We start from the raw sequence: 21,940 nt of genomic DNA on the forward strand, positions 1-21,940 counted from the left end.
CTGTTCCTTTCCGCGCGTATGAGTTCGGGTATTGCGTATCATGGCCCTTTTGCAGGCCCCAGCCAAGGACGTTCCGTCGGGTCGCGTGAGCCAGTTCAAGGCGCTCGCGGTCAAGATCTGGACACGGCTGCGCGCTTCCGACGCCGAAAGTCGCGCTGGACGCATGGCGCTGATCGCCTTCCTCATCCGCATCCTGTCGGCCGGCATCGCCTTCGTGTCGCAGATCATTCTCGCCCGCATCATGGGCGAGCATGAATACGGCCTGTTCGTCTTCGTCTGGGTGCTGGTGATCCTGATCGGCAACCTGTCCTGTTTCGGCTTTCATTCCGCGCAGATCCGTTTCCTGCCGCAGTTCGAGGCAGAACGGGATCACGACCGCGTCCGGGGTCTGACCAGCACCGCCCGGATCTTCGCGCTCGTCTCCTCAAGTCTGGTGGCGCTGATCGGCTATATCGCGCTCTCCCTGTTCGGAGACCGGCTTGAGCCCTATTACGTCGCGCCGCTGTTCATCGCTCTGTTCATTCTGCCGATGATTGCGCTGGGCGACACGATGGAAGGCACGGCGCGCGCCAATTCCTGGGCCGTGGTGGCGCTCAGCCCCACCTATCTCATCCGTCCGACGCTAATCCTCGTCTTCATGTTGGCCGCTGTCTGGGCCGGCGAGCCGCGCACGGCTGAAACCGCGCTGGTGGCCAGTCTCGCCGCCACTTACGCCACCACCATCGGGCAGTTCTTCAACATCAACTGGCGGCTTAACAGGCGCTATGAGCGCGGCGGCTCGGTGGTCGAATTCGGCTCCTGGCTGCGGGTGGCGCTGCCGATCTTCCTGATCGAGGGCTTCAGCTTCCTGCTCACCAATTCGGACACGGTGGTGACGGGACTGTTTCTCGATCCCGCCGAGGTCGGCGTTTATTTCGCCGCGTCCAAGACCATCGTTCTCGTCCAGTTCGTATTCTTCTCGGTGAAGGCGGCGAGCGCGCCGCAGTTTTCGGCGCTGCATGCCCGCGGCGCGGCGCAGGAATTGGCGGAGTTCGCTGGCCGCACGGTGCGCTGGGCCTTTTGGCCGTCGCTCGCCGTCGGCCTGGCGATGCTGGCCTGTGGCAAACTGCTGCTGGCGATGTTCGGGCCAGGCTTTGTTGCCGGCTACAGCGTGATGGTCATCCTGTTTTTCGGCATCATGACCAAAGCGCTGGTGGGGCCGGGCGAAGTGCTGCTCACCATGTCTGGGCACCAGACGCTGTGCGTCAAGCTCTATGTCGCGGCGCTCGCCGTCAATATCGGGCTCAATGTCGTGCTGCTGCCGCTGTTCGGCATCGAAGGCGCGGCCTTTGCAGCAGCTGGCGCCATGGCTGTCGAGGCCATCCTCCTGCACGTGACTGTGCGGCGCAAACTCGGAATCATATTGTTCGCTTTCGCCCGGCCGACTGCCGGAACCAAGACTTTGGGAGAAGCCTGACCATGGCGCTGACGCCCGCTCATCAGGACGATGGATTGCAAAATTCACTGCAGCTCGCAGAGGGCCGGCTCGCCGGCGACCTCGATCGCCCTGCCGCGCTGATTACGCTTGAGACCGGCAAGCCTGGTCGGACGCTGTCGATCTATCACACCCAGTCGGGTTATGACCTTCAGAACGAGCTCGATTTCCTCTCCAACCGTGCGCTTGAACCGAATGTCTTTTTCTCCAGCCGCTTTCTTGCGCCGGCTATGCCGCGTCTGGAGGATCGCGAAGTTCGTCTGGCCTTGATCCGTGACGATCTGGCCGGTCGCAGCCGTCTGCGCTATCTCATGCCGTTTTCGATCGAAAAGCCCGGCTTCTCGCTGGGTGCGCCGATCCTGCGTGTCTGGGCTAATAATTTCGGTCCCCTCGGCACGCCGCTGGTGGATTCCGAAGGGGCGGCCGAAACGCTCGATCATCTGCTGACCGCGCTTGCAGATCCCAAGGCCAAGCTTCCCCAGGTGCTGGTGATCCCGGATATTCGCGTGCGCGGTCCTTTCACCCAGCTGATGAAAGCCATCGCCATGTCGCGCAACCTTCCGGTCGATGTGGTCGGCCTGAGTGAGCGGCCGATGCTCGAAAGCCCTGAAGATGGCGAAACCTATCTGCGCGCCTCGATCAAGTCTTCGCATTTACGCGAAATGCGCCGGCAATGGGGATTGCTCGAACAGGCCGGCGCCGGCGCCGCCAGCTACAATGTCGCCCGTCAGCCGCGTGACATCCGCATGCGCATGGAAGAGTTCCTGCTGCTCGAAGCCTCGGGTTGGAAGGGCCGCAAGCGCACCGCCATGCTGTCGGACCGCTATCGCGCCGCCATGGCGCGTGAGGCGGTCTACAACCTCGCAGAAATCGACCAGGCCCGCATTCACACCATTGATCTCGACGGCAAGGCGATCGCGTCTCTGATCGTGCTGATGATGAATGGCGAAGCCTATGCCTGGAAAACGGCTTTCGACGAGGCTTACGCGCGTTTCTCGCCCGGCAAATTGTTGATGGCGCAGGTGACCGAATGGCATCTCGACGACGCCAATATCACGCGTACGGATTCGCTCGCGGCGCCGGATCATCCCATCATGAGCCGCTTCTGGCGCGAACGCGAGACGATGGGCACGTTGATCGTGGGCCTGACCCCGCATGCCGACCGAGACGTGCGTCAGGCCGGCTCGCAGTTGCATCTCTATCAGAACACCAAGAGTGTGGCGAAGATGATCCGCGAAAAGATCCGCGCTTTCGCAGGACGGAGTTGATCAGGGCGTCGGCTTGATGTGGCGGCCGAAATCCGGCGCCGCCGTATCCTGTCCCGCATCGATGATCGAGCGGCGAACGGCGCGAGTGCGGGTGAAGAGATCGAACAGCTTGTCGCCTTCGCCCCAACGGATCGCCCGCTGCAGATAAGCGAGATCCTCGGAGAATCGCGCCAGCATTTCCAGGATCGCGTCTTTGTTGTGCAGGCAGACATCGCGCCACATGGTGGGATCGGAGGAGGCGAGGCGTGTGAAGTCGCGGAAACCGGACGCCGAATATTTGATGACTTCCGATTCGGTCACCGTCTCCAGATCCGCCGCCGTGCCGACGATATTGTAGGCGATGATATGCGGCAGATGCGAGACGATCGCCAGCACCTTGTCGTGATGGGCCGGGTCCATCTCCTCGACCTTTGACCCCAGCGTTTCCCAGAAATGACGAAGTCTGACGATCGGTTCGGCTTGGCTGCCTTCCACCGGCGTCAGGATGCACCAGCGCCCTTCGAAGAGATCGGCAAAGCCCGCATCGGGACCGGAATGTTCGGTGCCGGCGATCGGATGGCCGGGAATGAGATGGACGCCCTCCGGCACATACGGCAGCATCTGGCTGATCACCGAGGCTTTGGTGGAGCCGACATCGGTCAGGATTGCGCCAGGCTTGAGGGATGCGGCGATCTCCTCCGCCACGGCGCCGGATGCGCCGACCGGAACGGAGACGATGACAAGGTCGGCGTCGCGCACGCAGTCGCGGGCTTGTTCGCAATAGAGTGTGCCCAGACCGAGTTCCTCGGCCCGCGCCAGCGTCTGGCGCGAGCGGGTCGATATCGCCACCTCGCGCGCGAGGCCCTTTTCCTTGACGGCGCGAGCGATGGAGGAGCCGATCAGGCCGATGCCGATCAGCGCGATCTTGTCGAATTGAAGTGTGTTCATGGTCAGAAGACGCGCCCCGAAAGATTTCGCTCACGCCATAGACCGCGCGCCGGCGTTTGTCGAGATTGGCGATTAATCCGCTTTGCGCGCCGTGGGCACGCCTTGCGGCGACAGAACCGGCGCGAAGACGCGCCGTGAGGCGCGCGCAAACACGGGCAGGCCCTGATAGAGCCGTTTCTGCGCTTCATAGAGGATCACGCCAGAGAATACCGGCAACAGACGCCGCCCGAGCGGTTCGAGCCCGGACAATAGCTTGAGCATTGCCCGGCTGCGATAGGGCGGAAAGAACAGCGCTCCGGCTGAGGCGCCGGGGGTAAAATTGGCTTCGCGCAGCAGCGTCACCAACTGCCCGCCCGAATAGGGTCGGCCGGCGCCGAAAGGCGTGTGTTCCAGCCGCGCCCAGACGCCGCGGCGATTGGGCGCCACCACCACCAGTCGTCCGCCAGGCGCCAGAACACGCCAGACTTCCTTTAGCATCTCGCGCGGATTTTCGGCGAATTCCAGCGAATGCACCAGCAGAACCCGATCGATCGAGGCGTCAGGCAGCGGCAATTCTTCATCGAACACCAGCGCGGTGGCGGAAAATCCGTCCGACGGCCAGTTCACCGCCCCCTGGCCCGCCGGCATGAAGGCGAAGGCGCGTTCGGCGTCCTGCTTGAGGTGATCGAGGTAGGGCGGCGCATAACCCAGGCCGAGCAGGCGCTCGTCGGGCAGCCGAGGCCAGAGGCCTCTGAGGCCTGCGGTGATCGAGGCCTCCGCCAGCCGGCCGAGTGGCGAGTGATAAAATTGCCGGAGGTCCACGATATCAGTGTTCATGGCGCAAATGTAACGAGGGCGGGTTGGACTTCAAGCCTCGAACCACTAAATCTTGCCAACGACCGCAGAGGAGAGACCCATGGCGACGCTCGAGATCGAATTGTTCACCTGCCGCAGCGATAATTTCGGCGTCCTGCTCCATGATCCCGTGAGCAGGCGGACGGCCTCGATCGATGCGCCCGAAGAGCCCGCGATCCTCGCGGCGCTCGAGAGGCGGGGCTGGACGCTGACCGATATCTTCACCACACATCATCATCCGGATCACGTCGAGGCCAATCTGGCGCTCAAGGCGCGGTTCGGTGTCAGGATTGTCGGACCGAAAAACGAGGCGGACCGGATTCCCGGCATCGACGCGACGGTTGGCGATGGCGACAGTTTCGATTTTGCCGGTCATCCAGTCGAGGTGATCGAGACGCCCGGCCATACCGCGGGCCATATCTGCTATCATCTGCCGCAAGACAAATTGCTGTTTTCGGCCGACACGCTGTTTGCGCTTGGCTGCGGGCGATTGTTCGAGCGGCCGGCCGAAGTCATGTGGCCGTCGCTTCTCAAACTCCGCGCTCTGCCTTCCGACACTATCGTTTATTTCGGCCATGAATACACGCTGTCCAACGCGCGTTTCGCGCTGACCATCGATCCGGATAATGCGGCGCTGAAAGTGCGTGTCGAGGCGATCGAGACGCTGCGCGCCGAAGGCCGCCCCACCGCGCCGACTTTGTTAGCCGACGAAATCGCCACCAATCCTTTCCTGCGCGCCGACGATCCCACCCTTCGCGCCCATCTCGGCATGGAGGATGCCGAGGACTGGCAGGTCTTTGCCGAAATCCGCGCCCGAAAGGACCGGTTCTGACCATGCGTCGGCTGACGAGCGAGGCGGAAATCGCCGAGGCCGTGGCTGAACTCGTCGCGCTCGATCCGCGCTTTGGCGCGGTCGTTGCGCGGGCGGGGGATATCCCGCTACGGTTCCGGCCGGCGGGTTACGCCGCGCTCGCTTCGATCATTGTCTCGCAAATGGTGTCGCGCGCCTCGGCCGAGGCGATCTGGGCGCGGCTTGAGGCCGCGTCCGGTGTGGTGGAGCCCGCGCGGCTGCTCTCGCTTGCCGAAGCCGACTTGCGCGCTGTCGGCCTGTCTGGCGGCAAAATCATCGCACTTCGCGCCGTCGCCGAAGCCTGCCGTGCGGGCCTTGATCTGGAAGCCATCGCAAGCCTTCCGGCCGAAGAGGCGATCGGCGCGCTCACCGCCATTCGCGGCGTCGGTCCATGGACGGCCGAAGTCTATCTTCTGTTTTCCGGCGGCCACGCCGATATTTTCCCGGCTGGCGACGTCGCCTTGCAGACGGCCGCCGCTCGCGCGTTCGGTCTGGTGGAGCCGCCGCAACAACGGCAATTGCGGCAGATGGCGGAGACGTGGCGGCCCTTGCGCTCGGCGGCGGCGCGGCTCCTCTGGGCGTTTTATGCGACAGAGCGACGCGGCGCGGGCGTGTTGGCCGGTTGATGCGCGCTTTCTTAAAAAAGCGTTTCTTTTCAGGCTTCACAATCCTGTTGCAATGCGCCTAGTATGAAGGAGCAGGGAATTCGAATCGGTCAGGGAGTGCATCTTGACGATTGCAGTATCACCCCAGTCGCTTCCGGCGTTGGTCCTTAATGCGGACTATCGGCCCTTGAGTTATTACCCCTTGTCGCTGTGGTCCTGGCAGGACGCGATCAAGGCCGTATTTCTTGACCGCGTGAACATCATCGCCGAATATGAGCATTCGGTGTCCTCGCCCAGCTATTCGATGAAGCTGCCGAGCGTCGTCTGCTTGAAATCCTATGTTCAGCCGTCGCGCTATCCGGCCTTCACGCGCTTCAATGTCTTCCTGCGCGACAAGTTCGAATGCCAGTATTGCGGATGTGAGGACGATCTCACCTTCGACCATGTGACGCCGCGCGCGCTTGGCGGCCAGACGACCTGGGAAAATGTCGTCACGGCCTGTGCGCCCTGCAATCTGCGCAAGGGCTCCAAACTGCCGCGCCAGGCGGGCATGTTCCCGATGCAGAAGCCTTACCGGCCGACGGTGCAGGACCTGCACAACAATGGCCGGCTGTTTCCGCCGAACTATCTACATGATAGCTGGCTCGATTATCTCTATTGGGACACCGAACTGCAGCCTTGACGGGGCGGCCCTTTGTGGGCCGTTTTTTCACGCCTTGCGCAGCAATCCCCGGATGCCGATCGCCGCGAGCACAAGGCTCGCAATCACGTTCCAGCCCGCAAAAGACAGACCGAGCACGCGCAGCGTGGCGTCCGTGCAGGATGGGCCGTGCTGCTTGTTGATGTCGTCGAGCAGGCTGCCGGCATTCTGCGACACGGCGTTGACCGACGTCGAACACGTTGCCGGGCCTTCCCAGAAGCGCCATTCCACGCCCGAATGATAGACGCCGAGCCCGGCCCCGATCAGCATAGTCAGCACGATGAGCGCGATCAGCATCTTCGTGATCACGGGCGGCAGACGCAGCCATGCAACCAAGATGGCGACCAGTCCGAGTGGCACGCCGATATAATAGGGATCGCGTTGCAACAGGCAGAGCGCGCAGGGCACATAGCCGCCGATATGCTCAAACCCGAGCGCGCTTGCGATCACCACGCTCATGCCGAGCGTGAGGAGAAGGGCGACGCCCAGATTGGGTCGGTCCGCGATCATGGAAGCCTCAATGTTTCAGCGCGAGATAGAGGAAATAGGCGAGAATCAGCGCCACGGCGGCCGAGCCCGCGATCATGTTGAGCCGGCGCTCGATGAAGTCGCGGATCGGGCTGCCATAGCGGGCGAACAGCCAGGACAGCAGCATGAATTTGCCGCCGCGGGCCACCACCGCCGCCAGGAAGAACACCAGCAGATTGACCTGCAGCACGCCGGACAGAATGGTCACCACCTTGAGCGGCGGCAGATGCGCCACGCCGGATGTAAACAGAAACAGCATCACCAGTTCCAGCGACACCGCCGATTTCAGCGTCTCGAAATCGTCGAGCTTGCCATAGAATTCCAGGATCGGCTTGGCGATGGCCTCGAAGGCGTAATAGCCGATCATCCAGCCGGCGACGCCGCCCAGGATGGAGCCGAGCGCGGCGATCAGGCCGTAGCGCCAGACCTTGCGCGGATTGGCGATCGCCATGGGCAGGAACAGTACTTCGGCCGGCACCAGAAAGATCGAGCTTTCGACGAAGGAAATCACGAACAGCCAGAGTTCGGCTGAAGGACGTTCGGCGAGCCGCATGGTCCAGTCGTAAAGTCGTCTCAGCATCATCAGCCCCGTTCACGCAATCGCATCGTCTTTAGGCCCGCCGCCGGAAATTTGCAAATTTCCTTGCAGGCTTGCGCGCACACTTCGGCGTGAAAGCATGGCCCAGCCTGGAGAGCGAAATCACAATCAAATGTACAAAAAACCGGTTGACCAGGGCCTTCGCCTTCGTATAGTCCCGCGCAGTCTCCCAGTGATTTTCCTCACTGACGTGCCCCATTGGCGGAATTGGTAGACGCGCTCGACTCAAAATCGAGTTCCGAAAGGAGTGCTGGTTCGAGTCCGGCATGGGGCACCACCTTCCAGAAAGATTGCAGTTTTTTGTCGCGACTGATCAAGCGGATGCTTCCGCACGCGCCTCCCGTCCCAACAGCGCAATCAATCCTCCCCCGATGATCAGCAATGCGCCCACAAGCGTCGTCAGATACGGAATCTCGCCGAAGAACAGGAAGCCCCAGAGCGGGGCCCAGAGCATGCCGGTATACTCAAAAGAGCCGACGATGCTGGCTTTGGCGACGCGATAGGCCTGGGTGAGCAGCGTCACGCCGATCGCCGCAATGACGCCGCAGGAGGCGATGGCGAGGAAATCGGCGAGCGTCGGCCAGGACCAGGACCGCACCAGGAAATCGAGCGAGGGATGGCCGAGTTCTTCGACGCCGATCAGATGGGTGATCGCGGCGATGATCAGCGCGCCGATCAGATAGACGCCGTTCTGGTAGCTCGCCATCACCGAGGCCGTTTCCTTGTCGCCCAGGCGGCGCGCCATCAGCATGGACAGCGCATAGGTTGCGGCTGAGAACAGCGACAAAAGCGCGGCCGGCTCGAACACGCCGAGGCCCGGCCTGAGCATCACCAGCACGCCGGCGAAGCCGATCAGGGCGGCGAGGATCTTGCGCGGCGTGATGATTTCGCCGAGCAGGGGCGCCGCAAGCGCCAGCATGAACAGCGGCACGGTGAAATAGAGCGCCACGGCGTCGGCCAGCGGCAGGGCGGGAAAGGCCATGTAATAGCTGGTGTAAGCCAGCAGCATGATGGCCGAGCGCACGGCGAGCGAGCGCGCATTGGGGGAGAAAAGCGGCTTGAGACTGCGATGCTCCCACCAGACAAAGGCGATGAGGATCGGCGCCGAGATCAGGCAGCGGATCGACACGACTTCGGTCAGCGCATAAGAGCCGGACACGGATTTGATCACTGCGTCCTGCAGCGAGAAGACAAGCACGCCAAGGCACAGCATGGCGACCCCGAAGGCGGTTCTGTTCTGCATGGCGAATCCCGGATTTCGATGCCAGATTAACGTCCGCAAAATCAGCGCCAAGTCCGGATCGCGACATCCTCGAAAAATACCGTGCGACGCCTGCGGACACGCCGCTCGAGCCTCTATTTCCACGCAGTGCGAAATATGCTATTGCAGCGCACCAACACGCGGGGTTTGTGTACATGTTCCTGCCAGATTGCGGCGGTTATGACGAGCTGATGGCCCGTTTCCGCTGGGATATTCCGGAAAAATTCAATATGGGCCGCGCGGTCGCTGATATCTGGGCGGCGCGGGAGCCTTCACGGCTGGCGCTCGAACATTACGAACTCGACGGCCGGCATCGCCGCATGAGCTATGGCGAACTCGCCGATCTCTCCAACCGGTTCGCCGCCTCTCTCGTTCGACTTGGCGTGAAGCCCGGCGATCGTGTCGCGATCCTCCTGCCGCAATGTTTCGAAACCGTCATCGCCCATCTCGGCATCTACAAGATGGGCGGCGTGGCGCTGCCGCTCGCTCTGTTGTTCGGCGCCGATGCGCTGGACTACCGGCTGAAGGATTCGGGCGCTCAGGCCATCGTCACCAACGCCTATGGCTACAGCAAGCTTGAACCGCTGCTCTCCGGTCTGCCGTCGCTTCGCCATGTCGTGGTCACCGAGCCGGCAGGCGCCTCTGCTCTGGCGTTTCAGGCGCTGATCGAGGCCGAGGCGGATGATTTCGTCGCGCTCGACACCAGCAAGGACGATCCGGCGCTGATGATCTACACCTCGGGGACGACGGGACCGCCCAAGGGCGCGCTGCACGCCCATCGGGTGCTGGCTGGCCATGTGCCCGGGGTGCAGGCGGCGCAGGAGATGATGCCGCAGCCTGGCGACAAATTCTGGACCCCATCGGACTGGGCCTGGGCGGGCGGACTTCTCAATTGTCTGCTGCCGGGTTTGATGCTTGGCGTGCCGGTGGTGTCCTCGCCGGCGCAGAAATTCGATCCGGATCTCGCTTATCGAATCATGGCCGATCTCGGCGTCACCAATGCCTTTATTCCGCCGACCGCGCTTCGCTTGATGGCGGCGATCGACAAGCCCCTTGAGCGTTATGCGCTGAAGCTGCGCGCCATTGGCTCTGCGGGTGAAACACTGGGCCGTGAGACCTATGACTGGGCGAAGCGGACCCTTGGGATCACAGTGAACGAATTCTACGGCCAGACCGAATGCAATATCGTGTTGGGCTCGATCGTCGGTTTCGGGGTCAGCCGGGCCGGCGCGATCGGCAAGACCATGCCGGGCCATACGGTCGCCGTGATCGACGAATTGGGGCGCGTGCTGCCTTCAGGCAAAGCGGGGCAGATCGCGGTTCGGCGGCCCGATCCGGTGATGTTTCTTGGCTACTGGAACAATCCGGAGGCGACGCAGAAGAAATTCATCGGCGACTGGATGCTCACCGGCGACCAGGGCGTGATGGATGCGGACGGCTATGTCGATTTCTTCGGCCGCGACGACGATGTCATCACCTCGTCGGGCTACCGCATCGGCCCGGCGGAAATCGAGGATTGCCTGATCTCGCATCCCGCCATCCGCCTTGCAGCGGTGGTTGGCAAGCCGGATGCGTTGCGCACGGAAATCGTCAAGGCCTATGTGGTGCTTGCCGATGGCGTTACCGGCGACGAGGCCCTGAAACAGGATATTTCCGACTGGGTGCGCCATCGCCTGTCGATGCATGAATATCCGCGCGAAGTCGACTTCATCGACGCGCTGCCCTTGACCACCACAGGCAAGGTGATCCGCCGCGAGTTGCGCGACCGCGCCGCCCGGGAGGCGGCGGGCGATATCCGGCGCCGCAACAGCGCCTGACGCCAACGATCCCTGGGGTGAGATCAGAGCGGCGGAATGCGTCCGAGCGGGATCATGCTGAGCGAGATGCGGCCATGGTCAACGCGGATCGTCACCTTCACATCGTCCTTGCCCTTGGCGAGGCCCTTGAGGAGTGCTGAGACGGCCGAGATAGAATCGCGGGCGTCCGGAAAAATCTCGCTCAATCTCTTTTTCCAGGCGTCGATATCGTCGAGCTTGGCGCCAAATTTTCCGTTCAGATAACCTTCTTCATCAATATCGAAATCGCCCGAGAGTTCGCCGAACAGGCCGTCAGTGGTCTCGATCTTGAAGCTGGTGATCGTGCCGCTTGACGCGCGCAGCCGAAGCGGCCCGCCGGACATAACCTCCGCCTGATCATCGATCCGCGCTTCCAGGCTGGTTGAGATTTCCGGCAGCAGCACCTCGCCGGTTTCGGAGGAAATCGTCAGTTTGCGGGCGAGAAAGGCGAGTTCGAGATTGCGATCGACGCGGCGCAGATGCGCCTGTCCTTCTTCAGCGCCGACATCGAGATCAACAGGCAATAGCGCCAGCCGAAGCCCGGTCTTGATGTCCGTGCCGGTCAAAGACAGCGATGTGAGACCATCGAGGCCGGCGCTCGCGCCAGCGCGCAATAACTTCCAGGTTGCCTCTACCGTCGAACCATCCGGCGCGGTCACAGCGCCCGGACTGTCGATCTCGGCGATGGTGCTGGTCGGGGCATAGATGCGGGCGGCGATGCGCGCGGCGCCGGCGCTCGCCGACAGCCCGTCCTTCGTTGTCAGACCAGATCGTGCGCAGGTCGCGCCGATGAGAAAGGGAAAGCCGTCGACCTCAGGGGCGTCGCAGATGAGTTCGGACAGGCCCAAAGTCGCGGGATTGGCGATGCGCGCATCGAGTTCCGTTTCGATTTTGCTTGCAACAAAGAACCAGCCGGCGGAATAAAGGGCGACGACGAGCGCCACTGCGACGCCAAGCCGCCTGATCTTGCGGGAGGCGGATGAGGGCGCGCTGGTCTTGTCTTGCATGAACTCACTCTCGGATCAGTCTGTCGCGAATGTCTACGAAGCCCTTGCCTGCCGATATGGACGAATTTTGGGTGTTTGGCTACGGTTCGCTGATGTGGAATCCGGGCTTCGACCACGAGGAGCGGCGGTTGGCGGTGATTCGCGGTTATCATCGCGCTCTCTGCATCCATTCCTGGGTCCATCGCGGCACCGAGGAAAATCCTGGCCTGGTGCTGGGTCTCGATCGCGGCGGCGCCTGCAAAGGGGCTGCTTTCCGTGTGCGCGCCGATCGCCGCGACGAGGTGCTCGCCTATCTCCGGGCTCGCGAGTTGGTCACCAATGTCTATCTGGAGCGCGTCGCGCCGGTGACGCTGGATTGCGGCGCCCGGCGGCTGGCCGTCACCTATGTCGTTGATCGCCGCCATCGCCAATATGCGGCGGGGCTCAGCGTCGAGCGGGCCGCCGAGATCGTGGCGGGCGCCAGAGGCGTGTCCGGCGCCAATGTCGATTATGTTCTCAACACGCTGGCGCATCTGCGCGAACTCGGCATTCGCGATCACTGGATGGAGGCGGTGGCGAAGGGGCTCAACTGCGCTCAGCCCGCAGCCTGAGCCTCCTTGATCGCCTTTAGCCGCGAGCGGGTGATCGCCGAAAGCTCCAGATGCGGATTGGCCTCGACGGTTTCCACCAGCAGACGATCGCTCTCGGCTTCCATTTCGGTGACGAGATGCTGGAAGAAAGTCTGCGATGGCATGCCCGGCTCGATCGGCTTCATGATGCGGATCTTGATATGGCCCGGCTGTCGCAGGAAGCCATGGCGCGGCCAGAACAGGCCGGCATGCACGACCATCGGCACGACCGGAACCCGCAGGTCGCTATAGAGGCGGGCGACACCATATTTGTAGTCCGGCTCCGCGCCCGGCGCCTTGCGAGTGCCTTCGGGATAGATGATCAACTGCCGCTTCTTGGCGAGTTCTTCGCGGGCGCGGGCAATCATGTTGGGAATCGCCCGGCTTTTGTCGGAGCGCTTGATCGGGATCATGTCCTGCTTGGCGGCGTACCAGCCAAACAGGGGAATCCATAGCAATTCGCGCTTCAGGATATAGACCGGGTCGTCGACCATCGGCACGATGGCGATCACGTCCCAGAAGGACTGGTGCTTCGCCGCGATGATGCAGCCGCCTTCGGGAATGTTCTCGCGGCCCTCGACCTCATAGGTCAAGGGGATGATGGTCTTGGCGAGCCAGAGATTGAGTCGCGCCCAGTTTTTCGGGATCACATAGGCGGTCTTGCGCGGCAGGAAGAAATAGACCGGCGAGAAGATGATCATCTGAACGATGAAGCTCACATAAAAGGCGAGCTGAAACAGGGCCGAACGCAGATAAATCATGGAAAAGTCCCGAACACCGATATGTGCTCTCCTTAGCCGATGCAGGCAAGGATGCATAGCCGCATATGCTCAGGGGACAATGCCGGTGTAATCGCGGCTGACGACCAGCAGATATTTTACATATTCCGACATCAGCGTTCGCAGAAGCAGCGGATTGGCGGCGATGTCGGCGAGTGTCAGCCGCTTTTCCACAGGGTAGGCCAGGAAATCGGTGTCGCGGTCGAGACGGCGGATTTCGGCGAGGCTGCGCGGCATATGATAGTTGTTGGTGACGAGGATCACGGTCGTGTAGCCATGGGCGCGGATCCATTGCACGGTCTCGGCGGCATTGCCTTCGGTGTTGCGCGCGTCATGACCGAGGTCGACGCAGCATTGGAAAAGGTCCTTGCGGCTCCTGGTGAAGGAGCGGATATGGCCGACAGAGGTGGCCGGATTGACCCCCGAGATCAGCAGCCGCTTTCCAGCCCCTTGGGCCAGCAATTGCACCGCCTGATCGATGCGTTGATAGCCGCCGGTCAGCGCGACGATGGCGTCCGCCTTGGGATTGTCGATCGGTGCGAGCGCCGCAACCTGGGTATAGAAAACCACAAAGCCGATGCCGAAGGCCGCGATGGAGGCGAGCACGATGAACCCAACCGTTCTCAGGAACAGGCGTATGGCGAGCGAGGCCAGTCCGCGCTTTGGCGGCTGGCCGAGCGCGTCCTGCTCGGGCTCTTCGTTATGAGTCATCGGGCAAGAGGAATAGCCAAATTTTGAGGCCCAATATAGGCATTTCAGGTTGTATTGCTCATTCCTGATGTATATCGAGGCGACCAGGATCGGAGCGGATATGGTCGATTTCGTCGATCGTTCGCATCACCGTGAACCGCGCCGTGAGCGTCGTCAACGCCGCGATCACTAGCATGGTCAGGAAGATGCCGACATAGCCAGTCCAGTCGATGGTGAAGGCGCCGAACAGAGCGGTCGCCTGATCGCTTTCCGGCGTGGCGATGCTGCTGGACTGCCACCAGCCGGCCGCCGCAAAGGAGCCGGCCGCGAGAAAGGCCCCGGCCAGCGAACCTTTCAATGAAATCAGCAGGAAATGCTTTTGGAATTCCTGCGCCACGAAGGTCGATTCCGCGCCCACGAAGTGCAGAACCTCGACAATATGCCGGTTGCCTGCCAGCGCGCCCCGGGTCGCGAAAATTACCGTCAGCACCATGGCGAAGAACACCAGGCCCAGCACGGCCGAGCCTATCACCACTGTTGTCCGCGCCATGGACACCAGCCGGTCGACCCAGGTGCGGTGATCGTCGAGATAGGCCTGCGGGATCTTCTTTTGCAGCGCCTCGCGCATCGCCGCGAAATCGGGCGGATTGCGCTCGTCGATGGTGATCACCACCAGCCGCGGCACCGGCAGTTCGTCAATATCGAGGCCAGCGCCCAGCCAGGGCTCGAGAAGCCGCGACGTGGCGGCCTTGTCGAGCACCGAACCCGTCTTGGTGCCGACAAAGGACATCGCGAGATCGCGCGCGTCCATGAGCGCCTTCTCCATGTCGAGCGTTTCGTCCGGCTTTATCTGTATGGTGATTTCGCGGGAAATCTCGCTCGCCCAGGAATCGGCGGTCGCGCGGATCATGCCGACGGCGCCGATGGTCAGGCAGGCCAGGAACGACATGATCACGATGACCGCGAGCAGGGCCTTGCTCTGGACGCTGCGTTGCGGAACGATGGCGGCGGTCGGGCGAAGCGCGATTTCGCGGCGGGGTTTCTGGGCGGCGTCATTCATAGAGATCGAGCCGCCCTGAGGTGAGGATCATGCGACGCGCCTCGACCTGGTCCATCAAAGCGAGGTCATGGGTGGCGATCACCACCGCGGTGCCGAAGCGGTTCAGCTCCATGAACAGTTTGAGAATGCGCTTTGCCATGGGAGGATCGACATTGCCGGTCGGCTCATCCGCGAGCAGCAGTTCCGGCTGGTCGATCAAGGCGCGCGCGATGGCCGCGCGCTGCTTTTCGCCGCCAGAAAGCACGGGAGGCAGAACATTTATGCGGTCGCCGAGCCCCACCCATTTCAGGAGCTCGACCACGTCGGAACGATAGCCGGCTTCGTCCTTACCGCGAACACGCAAGGGAAGCGCTACATTTTCATAGGTGGTCAGATGGTCGAGCAGGCGAAAATCCTGAAACACGATGCCGATGCGCCGACGTAGGAGCGGCAGTTCGCTTTGCGGGATCGTCGACGTTTCGCGCCCGAAAACACGGATCAATCCGCGCGTCGGCTTGAGCGACATGAACAGCAGCCTGAGCAGACTGGTCTTGCCGGCGCCGGAGGGGCCAGTGAGGAACTGAAACGAGCGTTTGGGAATATCGAAGGTGAGATCCTTCAGGATCTCCGGCCCCATACCATAGCGCAGGCCAACATTTTCGAAATGAATCAACGTTTTGTCCAGTTGGTCCGAGGAGAAGGGCTCACGCGCCGTTAGCGAAGCATTAACCACGACAGTTTACTTCTCATAAAGGTGAAGTTCAATGCCGGCGACGCGTCGGCTGGCAAACCGATGAGGAAGGCCATGCAGGCGAACAACAACAAAGCCTGGCGAACCGTCGCCGACATCGACGTTCTTCCGCCTGATCGCGCGTCCAGGCCGCATGGATCGAAACGCGCCGCAAAGCTCGATGTCGAAGACGCGGTCTTCGAAGTGCTCGGCGGCCCTGCCCGCCCGCGCAGCAATGACAACAGGCGCGCTTCCATCACAACGGCCGAACCCTCAGTCCTGGCGCTTGTTCTCGCCGCCATCTTCCGGTGGGGCTATAGTTTCGCAGACGCAGTGGAGCGCCGGCTGCTAAAGCTTTCGCCGCAAGCCTTCACTTGCCTGCTGTCAGCCGCCGTTATCGCCATGTTCTGGCTATTGGGCGGTTTCAACGCCGTAAACGGCGGCGCGGAGCTGCGCGCCGGTCCCTATCTCGTGTCCAATCTGAAAATTTCCACTCGTGAACTTGACGGAATGCGCGTGGCCGAGGTCGAGGGTGAACTCGTCAATGACGGCGCGGCTGTGCTCGTGACCCCCGTGCTCGAACTCGTCAGCGGCGCAAGCCGCGCGCGACTCGGCAAAATCGACATTGCCGCTGACCGGATCGCGCCATCCATACGCTTTCCTTTCTCCGGGCGGTTCCAGATCGGCGGTGCGAAGGCCGAGGATCTCACGATTATGATCGCCCTGCGTTGAACCGGGGCGCACGGTCGTGGTAACGGACGCTATTGGAACCAGTATCGGAGCTTCACCATGCATGTCATTCGCGGCAAGACGATCGAGCCGCTCTTCACGGCGGAAATGATCGCCGAGCGCAACACCGCGCTCGCCAAGCAGATTGCCGCCGGCCCCACCAATGATCTTCTGGTGATCTCGGTGCTTAAAGGCTCCTTCATCTTCGCGGCCGATCTGATCCGCGCGCTGCATACTGTTGGTTTGGCGCCGGAAGTGGAGTTCATCACGCTGTCGAGCTATGGCGCCGGCACCGTGTCGCAGGGCGTCCGCATCATTAAGGACATCGACAGCGACGTGAAGGACCGCGATATCCTGCTGATCGACGACATTCTCGAATCCGGGCGCACGCTGACTTTCGCCAAGGAACTGATGTATGAGCGCGGCGCGCGCACGGTGACGATCGCCGTGTTGCTTGACAAGCATGACAAGCGGCAGACCGCGCTCGAAGCCGACTATGTCGGCTTTTCCTGTCCGGACCATTTCGTCGTCGGCTATGGCATGGATGTGGCCTACGCCTTCCGCGAACTGCCTTTCGTCGGCGTCGTGACCGGCGAAGCCTGAAATCGTTTGCCCGAAGGCGGCCTTTCGCAGCGTAAACCTTTGGGCAAGCATAAGCGGCATTAGCGGGCGGCAGCGCTGCCCGCGTTTACCTTTCCCAAAGGGGCGGTGGTGTTCACTGGTCCTCGCGTTAAAACGAGGTAAACATCATGGCCCGCATTCTCATTACCGAAGACGAAGATTCACTCCGCCATTTTGTGGCGCGGGCGCTTCGGCTTGATGGTCATGAGACCGTCGAGGCGGCGGACGGCGCCGAAGGACTGGAAGCCCTGGGCGATGGTTCCTTCGACCTGCTTTTATCGGATATCCGCATGCCGGTGATGGACGGCATCGAACTGGCCCACAAGGCGTCGGCCAATCATCCCGATCTCAAGATCCTGCTGATGACCGGTTACGCCGAACAGCGCGAGCGCGCCGACGACCTCATGGAAAAGATCGTCGACGTGGTCTCCAAACCGTTTTCGCTGCCCGATATCCGCACTGCCGTGGCGCGTGCGCTGACCACGCAGAAAGCGGCCTGAACCAATATGCTGAGCGCTCAGCGCTCATGCAGAGCCGCTTCTACCCAGAATATCTCCGATCATTTGAGATCGAGCAGCCTTTCGAGATAATCGCGCTCGATGATGCTCGCCGGCCCTTCTCCGAGACGCTTTCTGATTTCCTCGAGGATCTCACGCGCCCGCTGAATGTCGATCTGGTCGGGCACCTTGACCTGTTCGTCCATGTCGCTGCCCATCTGGCCGGGGCGGCGGCCCAAAGGATCAGCGCCGTCGGCCTGCTGGCCGGGCATGCCCATGCCCTGTCCCTGACCTTCGCCCGCCTGGCGCAATTGCTGCATCATTTCGCCCGCGCCCTTGCGCAGCGCCTCGAGCGCCCGTCCTTGCGCGTCGGCGGAGCGCTGTCCCTGAGACTTTCCGAGCGCTTCGGCCGAATCACCCATTTCCTTTCCGGCCTCGCCAAAGCCCGGCATGGGCTTCATGCCGAGTTCGGAGAGTTTTTTCTCCATGCCCTTGAGATCTTTCTGCAGCTGGGACTGGCGCTCTCGAAGCGCCTTTAGCGCGTCGCGCAGCTGGCCGGCGGTCATCTTGTCTTCAGGCGATTGTTCCTTGTCCTTCTGGTCGCCCGCCTGCGGCTGACCGTCCTCGCCTGGCGGCGCCATGTCCTGGAAAGGATCTTCGTTGTTGTTGAGGCCCTGATCGTCAAGCGGATCGCCGCGCTGCATGCGGTCGCGCAAAGACTGTTCGAGACGGTGGGTCTCCTCCATCAGCTTCTGCTGCTTCTGCATCAGTTCGCCCAGACGATCGATCTGGTCGCGCATCGGATTGTCGCCCTGCTGGCGATTGTTCTGCGGCCGTGCGGTCTGCAGATTGTTCAGCATGCGCTGCATTTCCGACAGCAGCTTCTGGGCCTCTTCGCGCGAGCCTGAGCGGGCGAGATTTTCCAATTGGTTCAGCATCTTGTCGATGTCTTGCGCCCGCAGCATCTTCTGTGGCTGGCTGGCCATCTGATTGTTTTCGGGATTGCCCATGCGCTTGGCGAGTTCGGTGAGGTAGGACTTCATCGCCTCGCGCAATTCCTTCATCAACGCCTCGATCTCCTTGTCGGAGGCGTTGCGCGACAGGGCTTCCGAAAGCTTCTGTTGCGCGTCGCGAAGGCGCTTTTCTGCATTCGACAGATCGCCGTCCTCGATATAGCGGGCCACATCCCAGAAATATGCCGCCGTCTCCTCAAGCCCCGGCACGGCATTGGCGAGTCTCAGACGGTTCCGGGTCGATTCGAGCATCAGGTAGTGTGAGAGATTGGGGATTGTCTCGTCGGCGCGGAAACCGGCGATTTCGGAGAGCAGCAAGGCTTTGGGGACCTGGTTGACGTCGAGCGCGAAGACCTGCCTTTGCTCAGCGATCGAACCCGCCAGCGGCTGCGTGAAGATGCGCTGCGGCATCATAATCGTCTTGGTTTCGCTGCGGCTTTCATGTCCTGCGGCGTCGCGGGCGATCAGCGTGACCGCGACCTTCTTGCCTGACAGCGGATGTTCGGTCAGGTCCCGGCTCGCCGTCGCTTTCACTGTTTTGGAATTGCCGGGAACATCCAGCCGGAAAACCGGCAGCTCGAACAGGGCGATCGCCTTTGCGTCCTGATCAACAGGCTTGATCTCGGCGCGGGCTTCGGCAATGCCGTAATCATCTTCGGCGGCGAAGGAGATTTCCAGCGCGCCGTTCACAGCGCGATCAGGTTCCTTGTCGAAGCGGATCTTCGGGGCTGCGTCTGCGGTGATCTTGAACGCAAATTGGGTCGCGCCCAGCGCAAAGGCGCCGTCGCGCGCCAGTTTGACCGTATAGCTCACGCTTTCGGGGGCGCTGTTTGGCGCCTTGACGGCGGTGTTTGCGGCGGTCGGCTTGTCGGGCGTCAACAATACGTTCTTGTCTGACCTCGCAGGCGTGAAGCTCGCCTCTTCTTCGGCGGCGGGACCGCTGACGCGGACCGTCAGGACGGAAAATTGCGGCGCGACGACGGGTTCTTCCCGCTTGGAAGCCGGCGCTTTGGCGCCGTGCTGCGCGGTCAGATAAATCGGCGCGGCCCCGGTATAGGCCGGCGGGGTCAGCCAGGCGTCTATGCGGCTCGCCGCCGCGATCGCTTCAGGCGACGAGAATGTGAAGGCGTCGGAAACCCGTCCGCCGAGATTCGACAACGAAAAGCTCCAGGCAACCACCAGACCGAGCACGGCAAGCGCGCGCAGCGCGTAAGGGTCGCGTCGGGCGATGTCAGGGGAGGGGCCGCCGCTGTCGATGGCGCCGATCTTGTGCGCCATGCGCTGCTGATGGGCTTTCCAAAGCGCGAGCCCGAAAGGATCCGAGGTCGCCGGCGCCTCGTCCTGCACCCGGATCGCTTGATGACGGAGGCTGCTCTTCTGTTCGAGCCGCCCGTCTATCTCATCCGGCGTCGGCCAGCGGAAACGGCCGAGCGGAAGAAGCGACGCGGAAAATCCCAGCGCGAAAGCCACGAGCGCGGCGATTTTTACGCCGGCGGGCAGCGGTCGCCAAAGGCCGAACCAACTCGCGATGAGAAACAGGCTGATGACGCCGAGCACCGGCAGCAGCAGGACAATCCCCCGCTCCGCGACGATCACCGAGGCGGCAAGCCTCCGCATCCAGCCGATCCGCCGTCTCAGGCGGCTCAAATCTGGCGGCGTCGCGTTGTTGTCCGTCGCTGTCATCCGGAGCCCTTGATGCGTTGAGACCGAAGCAGAACAATAACATTCTTTTCGGCAAAGGCGAGGCAAGCCCCGCCTTTTGCGCGATCACAATGACTTTAGGTCTCGCTGATTGACCGTCAGACGTCCAGCCAATCCGGCATACTGTCCGCGCCAATCATCTCGTCATAGCTCGGACGCGGCCGAATCACGTGGAAGGCGTCATCCTTGACCAGCACTTCGGGAATGAGAGGACGCGAATTATACATGCCGGCCTGCACCGCGCCATAAGCGCCAGCGGAGCCGACCGCGAGGAGGTCGCCCGGTTTCGGTTCGGCCATTTCGCGATCGAGCGCCAGATAATCGCCCGTTTCGCAGACGGGGCCGACGACATCGGCGCGGATGCGCGGCGCGCTGGCCGCCGTGATCTGCACCGGCATGATTTCGTGCCAGGCCTCGTAGAGCGTGGGGCGGATGAGGTCGTTCATGGCCGCGTCGACGATGACGAAGGTCTTGTCGCCGCCATCCTTCACATAGACGACTTCGGTCACCAGAATGCCGGCGTTGCCGACGATCAGACGACCCGGTTCGGTGACGATCTTGCAGCCCAGACCACGCAGCTGGTTCTTGACCACCTTGGAATAGGCTTCGGGATTGGGCGGCGGATTGTTGTCGAGCTTGTAGGGAATGCCGAGGCCGCCGCCGATGTCGACATGCTCGATATGGTGGCCGTCGGCGCGCAGCATCTCGACCAGTTCGGCGAGCAGCCGGAAGGCGTCGTCGAAGGGCTGGAGATCGGTGATCTGGCTGCCGATATGCATGTCGATGCCGGTTGCCTCGATGCCTTTGAGCGTCGCCGCATGAGCATAGACGGCGCGGGCGCGGTCATAGGAAATGCCGAACTTGTTCTCCTTCTTGCCGGTCGAGATCTTCGAATGCGTCTTGGCGTCGACATCGGGGTTGATGCGGAAGGAGACGGGCGCGCGCTTGCCCTTGGCGATGGCGCAGGCGTTCAGCGCTTCGAGTTCCGGCTCGCTTTCGACGTTGAAGCAGTAGATGCCGGCGTCCAGGGCGAAATCCATCTCGCGCTTCTTCTTGCCGACGCCGGAGAACATGATGCGATCGGCGGGAATGCCGGCGGCGAGCGCCCGGCGCAATTCGCCTTCAGACACCACATCGATGCCAGCGCCCATACGGCCGATCGTCTTCAACACCGCTTGGTTGGAGTTGGCCTTCATCGCGTAGCAGACGAGGGAATCCACATCCGCAAAGGCTTCCTTGAACACTCGCACATGGCGCTCGAGTGTGGCGGTGGAATAGAGATAGAACGGCGTGCCGACGGCGGCGGCGATCTCGGGAACGGAGACATTCTCGGCGTAGAGAACGCCGTCCTTGTAGTCGAAATGGTTCACGGCGGAGAATCCGATCAGAGCAGGGGGTCGAGGATGAAGGGTCGATCTTCAATTTTGGCTTTTTCGCCAGCCTTGGGCTTCTGCACAGGCTCGGTCTGACCGGGCGTTTCGAGATCGCCCTTGCGGCCGCAGCCGGACAGCGCCAGCCCGGCTGAAATCAAGAGGGCAATCGAAAGAAAGCGGACTGAAAGGGTCTTCGACATCGCGGATCCTTGAAACTGACTGCCGTCCTGATTAGCGAAAAAACCAGCGGCGCGCATCTCTATAATCTTGATG

At 62.0% G+C, this 21,940-nt stretch carries 23 protein-coding genes and 1 tRNA gene; 11 read left to right on the top strand and 13 right to left on the bottom strand.

The annotated features are described in order from the left end of the window. Nucleotides 1-40: 40 nt before the first annotated feature. Nucleotides 41-1,456, top strand: a complete 1,416-nt coding sequence (locus tag M2360_RS15145) for a lipopolysaccharide biosynthesis protein (RefSeq protein ID WP_280776095.1) — start codon at nucleotides 41-43, stop codon at nucleotides 1,454-1,456. 2 nt (nucleotides 1,457-1,458) lie between these two features. After that, nucleotides 1,459-2,742, top strand: a complete 1,284-nt coding sequence (locus M2360_RS15150; RefSeq protein WP_280776096.1) for a GNAT family N-acetyltransferase — start codon at nucleotides 1,459-1,461, stop codon at nucleotides 2,740-2,742. On the opposite strand, the gene M2360_RS15155 is transcribed toward M2360_RS15150, so the two are convergent. Both M2360_RS15155 and M2360_RS15160 read right to left on the bottom strand, forming a co-directional pair. Next, the gene (locus M2360_RS15155; protein WP_280776097.1) at nucleotides 2,743-3,669 is read right to left on the bottom strand and encodes a prephenate/arogenate dehydrogenase family protein; all 927 of its coding nucleotides are present in this window, start codon (nucleotides 3,667-3,669) and stop codon (nucleotides 2,743-2,745) included. Between the two features lie 72 nt (nucleotides 3,670-3,741). Then, the gene (locus tag M2360_RS15160; RefSeq protein WP_280776098.1) at nucleotides 3,742-4,485 is read right to left on the bottom strand and encodes a class I SAM-dependent methyltransferase; all 744 of its coding nucleotides are present in this window, start codon (nucleotides 4,483-4,485) and stop codon (nucleotides 3,742-3,744) included. A gap of 79 nt (nucleotides 4,486-4,564) precedes the next feature. Here M2360_RS15160 and gloB point away from each other — a divergent pair, with 79 nt between their 5' ends. The 3 genes from gloB (at nucleotide 4,565) to M2360_RS15175 (ending at nucleotide 6,640) form a co-directional block, all read left to right on the top strand. After that, nucleotides 4,565-5,335 carry a hydroxyacylglutathione hydrolase gene (gloB, locus tag M2360_RS15165; RefSeq protein ID WP_280776099.1) on the top strand — a complete coding sequence of 257 codons (771 nt, stop codon included), beginning with the start codon at nucleotides 4,565-4,567 and terminating at the stop codon, nucleotides 5,333-5,335. Nucleotides 5,336-5,337: 2 nt separating this feature from the next. Further along, nucleotides 5,338-5,979 (top strand): DNA-3-methyladenine glycosylase 2 family protein, encoded by a 642-nt coding sequence (locus M2360_RS15170; RefSeq protein WP_280776100.1) that lies wholly within the window; start codon nucleotides 5,338-5,340, stop codon nucleotides 5,977-5,979. A 103-nt stretch (nucleotides 5,980-6,082) separates the two neighbouring features. Further along, nucleotides 6,083-6,640, top strand: coding sequence for an HNH endonuclease (locus tag M2360_RS15175; protein ID WP_280776101.1), 558 nt, complete (start codon nucleotides 6,083-6,085; stop codon nucleotides 6,638-6,640). A 27-nt stretch (nucleotides 6,641-6,667) separates the two neighbouring features. Here M2360_RS15175 and M2360_RS15180 read toward each other — a convergent pair whose 3' ends face one another. Next, nucleotides 6,668-7,168 (bottom strand): disulfide bond formation protein B, encoded by a 501-nt coding sequence (locus M2360_RS15180; protein ID WP_280776102.1) that lies wholly within the window; start codon nucleotides 7,166-7,168, stop codon nucleotides 6,668-6,670. Between the two features lie 7 nt (nucleotides 7,169-7,175). Beyond that, nucleotides 7,176-7,766: a YqaA family protein gene (locus M2360_RS15185; RefSeq protein WP_280776103.1), complete on the bottom strand. Its 591-nt coding sequence runs from the start codon at nucleotides 7,764-7,766 to the stop codon at nucleotides 7,176-7,178. Between the two features lie 210 nt (nucleotides 7,767-7,976). Here M2360_RS15185 and M2360_RS15190 point away from each other — a divergent pair. After that, nucleotides 7,977-8,061: transfer RNA gene (locus tag M2360_RS15190), tRNA-Leu, on the top strand. A gap of 36 nt (nucleotides 8,062-8,097) precedes the next feature. Here M2360_RS15190 and M2360_RS15195 read toward each other — a convergent pair. Beyond that, nucleotides 8,098-9,027: a DMT family transporter gene (locus tag M2360_RS15195; protein ID WP_280776104.1), complete on the bottom strand. Its 930-nt coding sequence runs from the start codon at nucleotides 9,025-9,027 to the stop codon at nucleotides 8,098-8,100. Between the two features lie 173 nt (nucleotides 9,028-9,200). Between M2360_RS15195 and M2360_RS15200 the strand changes: the two genes are divergently transcribed. Further along, the gene (locus tag M2360_RS15200) at nucleotides 9,201-10,862 is read left to right on the top strand and encodes an AMP-binding protein (protein WP_280776105.1); all 1,662 of its coding nucleotides are present in this window, start codon (nucleotides 9,201-9,203) and stop codon (nucleotides 10,860-10,862) included. A 23-nt stretch (nucleotides 10,863-10,885) separates the two neighbouring features. Here the strand turns inward: M2360_RS15200 and M2360_RS15205 are convergent, their stop codons facing one another. Beyond that, nucleotides 10,886-11,887, bottom strand: a complete 1,002-nt coding sequence (locus M2360_RS15205) for a DUF2125 domain-containing protein (protein WP_280776106.1) — start codon at nucleotides 11,885-11,887, stop codon at nucleotides 10,886-10,888. 29 nt (nucleotides 11,888-11,916) lie between these two features. Between M2360_RS15205 and M2360_RS15210 the strand changes: the two genes are divergently transcribed. Further along, nucleotides 11,917-12,477: a gamma-glutamylcyclotransferase gene (locus M2360_RS15210; RefSeq protein ID WP_280776107.1), complete on the top strand. Its 561-nt coding sequence runs from the start codon at nucleotides 11,917-11,919 to the stop codon at nucleotides 12,475-12,477. Here M2360_RS15210 and M2360_RS15215 read toward each other — a convergent pair. The 4 genes from M2360_RS15215 to ftsE form a co-directional block, all read right to left on the bottom strand. Further along, entirely contained in the window at nucleotides 12,462-13,256 is a 795-nt protein-coding gene (locus tag M2360_RS15215) for a lysophospholipid acyltransferase family protein (RefSeq protein ID WP_280776108.1), read from the bottom strand. The two genes, M2360_RS15210 and M2360_RS15215, sit on opposite strands and share 16 nt — an antisense overlap. Nucleotides 13,257-13,325: 69 nt before the next feature. Then, nucleotides 13,326-13,985, bottom strand: a complete 660-nt coding sequence (locus M2360_RS15220) for a YdcF family protein (protein ID WP_280776109.1) — start codon at nucleotides 13,983-13,985, stop codon at nucleotides 13,326-13,328. Between the two features lie 58 nt (nucleotides 13,986-14,043). Beyond that, a complete protein-coding gene (locus M2360_RS15225; protein ID WP_280776110.1) occupies nucleotides 14,044-15,024 on the bottom strand; it encodes an ABC transporter permease in 981 nt (326 codons plus the stop codon). After that, nucleotides 15,017-15,676, bottom strand: coding sequence for a cell division ATP-binding protein FtsE (gene ftsE / locus M2360_RS15230; RefSeq protein ID WP_280776111.1), 660 nt, complete (start codon nucleotides 15,674-15,676; stop codon nucleotides 15,017-15,019). Before ftsE ends, M2360_RS15225 begins: the two co-directional genes overlap by 8 nt. 132 nt (nucleotides 15,677-15,808) lie before the next feature. Between ftsE and M2360_RS15235 the strand changes: the two genes are divergently transcribed. The 3 genes from M2360_RS15235 to M2360_RS15245 all read left to right on the top strand — a co-directional run bounded on the left by M2360_RS15235 (nucleotide 15,809) and on the right by M2360_RS15245 (nucleotide 17,583). Continuing rightward, the gene (locus tag M2360_RS15235) at nucleotides 15,809-16,465 is read left to right on the top strand and encodes a hypothetical protein (RefSeq protein ID WP_280776112.1); all 657 of its coding nucleotides are present in this window, start codon (nucleotides 15,809-15,811) and stop codon (nucleotides 16,463-16,465) included. Nucleotides 16,466-16,522: 57 nt separating this feature from the next. After that, nucleotides 16,523-17,065, top strand: a complete 543-nt coding sequence (hpt, locus tag M2360_RS15240; protein WP_280776113.1) for a hypoxanthine phosphoribosyltransferase — start codon at nucleotides 16,523-16,525, stop codon at nucleotides 17,063-17,065. 146 nt (nucleotides 17,066-17,211) lie between these two features. Then, nucleotides 17,212-17,583 carry a response regulator gene (locus M2360_RS15245; protein WP_280776114.1) on the top strand — a complete coding sequence of 124 codons (372 nt, stop codon included), beginning with the start codon at nucleotides 17,212-17,214 and terminating at the stop codon, nucleotides 17,581-17,583. A gap of 59 nt (nucleotides 17,584-17,642) precedes the next feature. Here the strand turns inward: M2360_RS15245 and M2360_RS15250 are convergent, their stop codons facing one another. The 3 genes from M2360_RS15250 to M2360_RS15260 all read right to left on the bottom strand — a co-directional run bounded on the left by M2360_RS15250 (nucleotide 17,643) and on the right by M2360_RS15260 (nucleotide 21,924). Beyond that, nucleotides 17,643-20,276, bottom strand: coding sequence for a TIGR02302 family protein (locus M2360_RS15250; protein ID WP_280776115.1), 2,634 nt, complete (start codon nucleotides 20,274-20,276; stop codon nucleotides 17,643-17,645). Between the two features lie 116 nt (nucleotides 20,277-20,392). Continuing rightward, nucleotides 20,393-21,664: a diaminopimelate decarboxylase gene (lysA, locus tag M2360_RS15255; protein WP_280776116.1), complete on the bottom strand. Its 1,272-nt coding sequence runs from the start codon at nucleotides 21,662-21,664 to the stop codon at nucleotides 20,393-20,395. Nucleotides 21,665-21,678: 14 nt separating this feature from the next. After that, nucleotides 21,679-21,924, bottom strand: a complete 246-nt coding sequence (locus M2360_RS15260; RefSeq protein ID WP_280776117.1) for a lipoprotein — start codon at nucleotides 21,922-21,924, stop codon at nucleotides 21,679-21,681. Nucleotides 21,925-21,940: the final 16 nt, after the last annotated feature.

Origin of the sequence: Rhizobium sp. SG_E_25_P2 (genome assembly GCF_029892285.1) — a bacterium.
Classification (GTDB): Bacteria; Pseudomonadota; Alphaproteobacteria; order Rhizobiales; family Rhizobiaceae; genus Rhizobium_E.

Excerpts from the sequence above, each read along its gene's own strand:
- M2360_RS15155 (WP_280776097.1), bottom strand. The coding sequence starts at position 3,669 with ATGAACACACTTCAATTCGACAAGATCGCGCTGATCGGCATCGGCCTG.
- hpt (WP_280776113.1), top strand. The coding sequence starts at position 16,523 with ATGCATGTCATTCGCGGCAAGACGATCGAGCCGCTCTTCACGGCGGAA.
- M2360_RS15170 (WP_280776100.1), top strand. The coding sequence starts at position 5,338 with ATGCGTCGGCTGACGAGCGAGGCGGAAATCGCCGAGGCCGTGGCTGAA.
- M2360_RS15250 (WP_280776115.1), bottom strand. The coding sequence starts at position 20,276 with ATGACAGCGACGGACAACAACGCGACGCCGCCAGATTTGAGCCGCCTG.
- M2360_RS15145 (WP_280776095.1), top strand. The coding sequence starts at position 41 with ATGGCCCTTTTGCAGGCCCCAGCCAAGGACGTTCCGTCGGGTCGCGTG.
- M2360_RS15225 (WP_280776110.1), bottom strand. The coding sequence starts at position 15,024 with ATGAATGACGCCGCCCAGAAACCCCGCCGCGAAATCGCGCTTCGCCCG.
- M2360_RS15195 (WP_280776104.1), bottom strand. The coding sequence starts at position 9,027 with ATGCAGAACAGAACCGCCTTCGGGGTCGCCATGCTGTGCCTTGGCGTG.
- M2360_RS15235 (WP_280776112.1), top strand. The coding sequence starts at position 15,809 with ATGCAGGCGAACAACAACAAAGCCTGGCGAACCGTCGCCGACATCGAC.
- M2360_RS15210 (WP_280776107.1), top strand. The coding sequence starts at position 11,917 with ATGTCTACGAAGCCCTTGCCTGCCGATATGGACGAATTTTGGGTGTTT.
- M2360_RS15160 (WP_280776098.1), bottom strand. The coding sequence starts at position 4,485 with ATGAACACTGATATCGTGGACCTCCGGCAATTTTATCACTCGCCACTC.
- M2360_RS15150 (WP_280776096.1), top strand. The coding sequence starts at position 1,459 with ATGGCGCTGACGCCCGCTCATCAGGACGATGGATTGCAAAATTCACTG.
- M2360_RS15205 (WP_280776106.1), bottom strand. The coding sequence starts at position 11,887 with ATGCAAGACAAGACCAGCGCGCCCTCATCCGCCTCCCGCAAGATCAGG.
- M2360_RS15185 (WP_280776103.1), bottom strand. The coding sequence starts at position 7,766 with ATGCTGAGACGACTTTACGACTGGACCATGCGGCTCGCCGAACGTCCT.
- M2360_RS15215 (WP_280776108.1), bottom strand. The coding sequence starts at position 13,256 with ATGATTTATCTGCGTTCGGCCCTGTTTCAGCTCGCCTTTTATGTGAGC.
- M2360_RS15245 (WP_280776114.1), top strand. The coding sequence starts at position 17,212 with ATGGCCCGCATTCTCATTACCGAAGACGAAGATTCACTCCGCCATTTT.
- M2360_RS15220 (WP_280776109.1), bottom strand. The coding sequence starts at position 13,985 with ATGACTCATAACGAAGAGCCCGAGCAGGACGCGCTCGGCCAGCCGCCA.
- gloB (WP_280776099.1), top strand. The coding sequence starts at position 4,565 with ATGGCGACGCTCGAGATCGAATTGTTCACCTGCCGCAGCGATAATTTC.
- M2360_RS15180 (WP_280776102.1), bottom strand. The coding sequence starts at position 7,168 with ATGATCGCGGACCGACCCAATCTGGGCGTCGCCCTTCTCCTCACGCTC.
- M2360_RS15200 (WP_280776105.1), top strand. The coding sequence starts at position 9,201 with ATGTTCCTGCCAGATTGCGGCGGTTATGACGAGCTGATGGCCCGTTTC.
- M2360_RS15260 (WP_280776117.1), bottom strand. The coding sequence starts at position 21,924 with ATGCGCGCCGCTGGTTTTTTCGCTAATCAGGACGGCAGTCAGTTTCAA.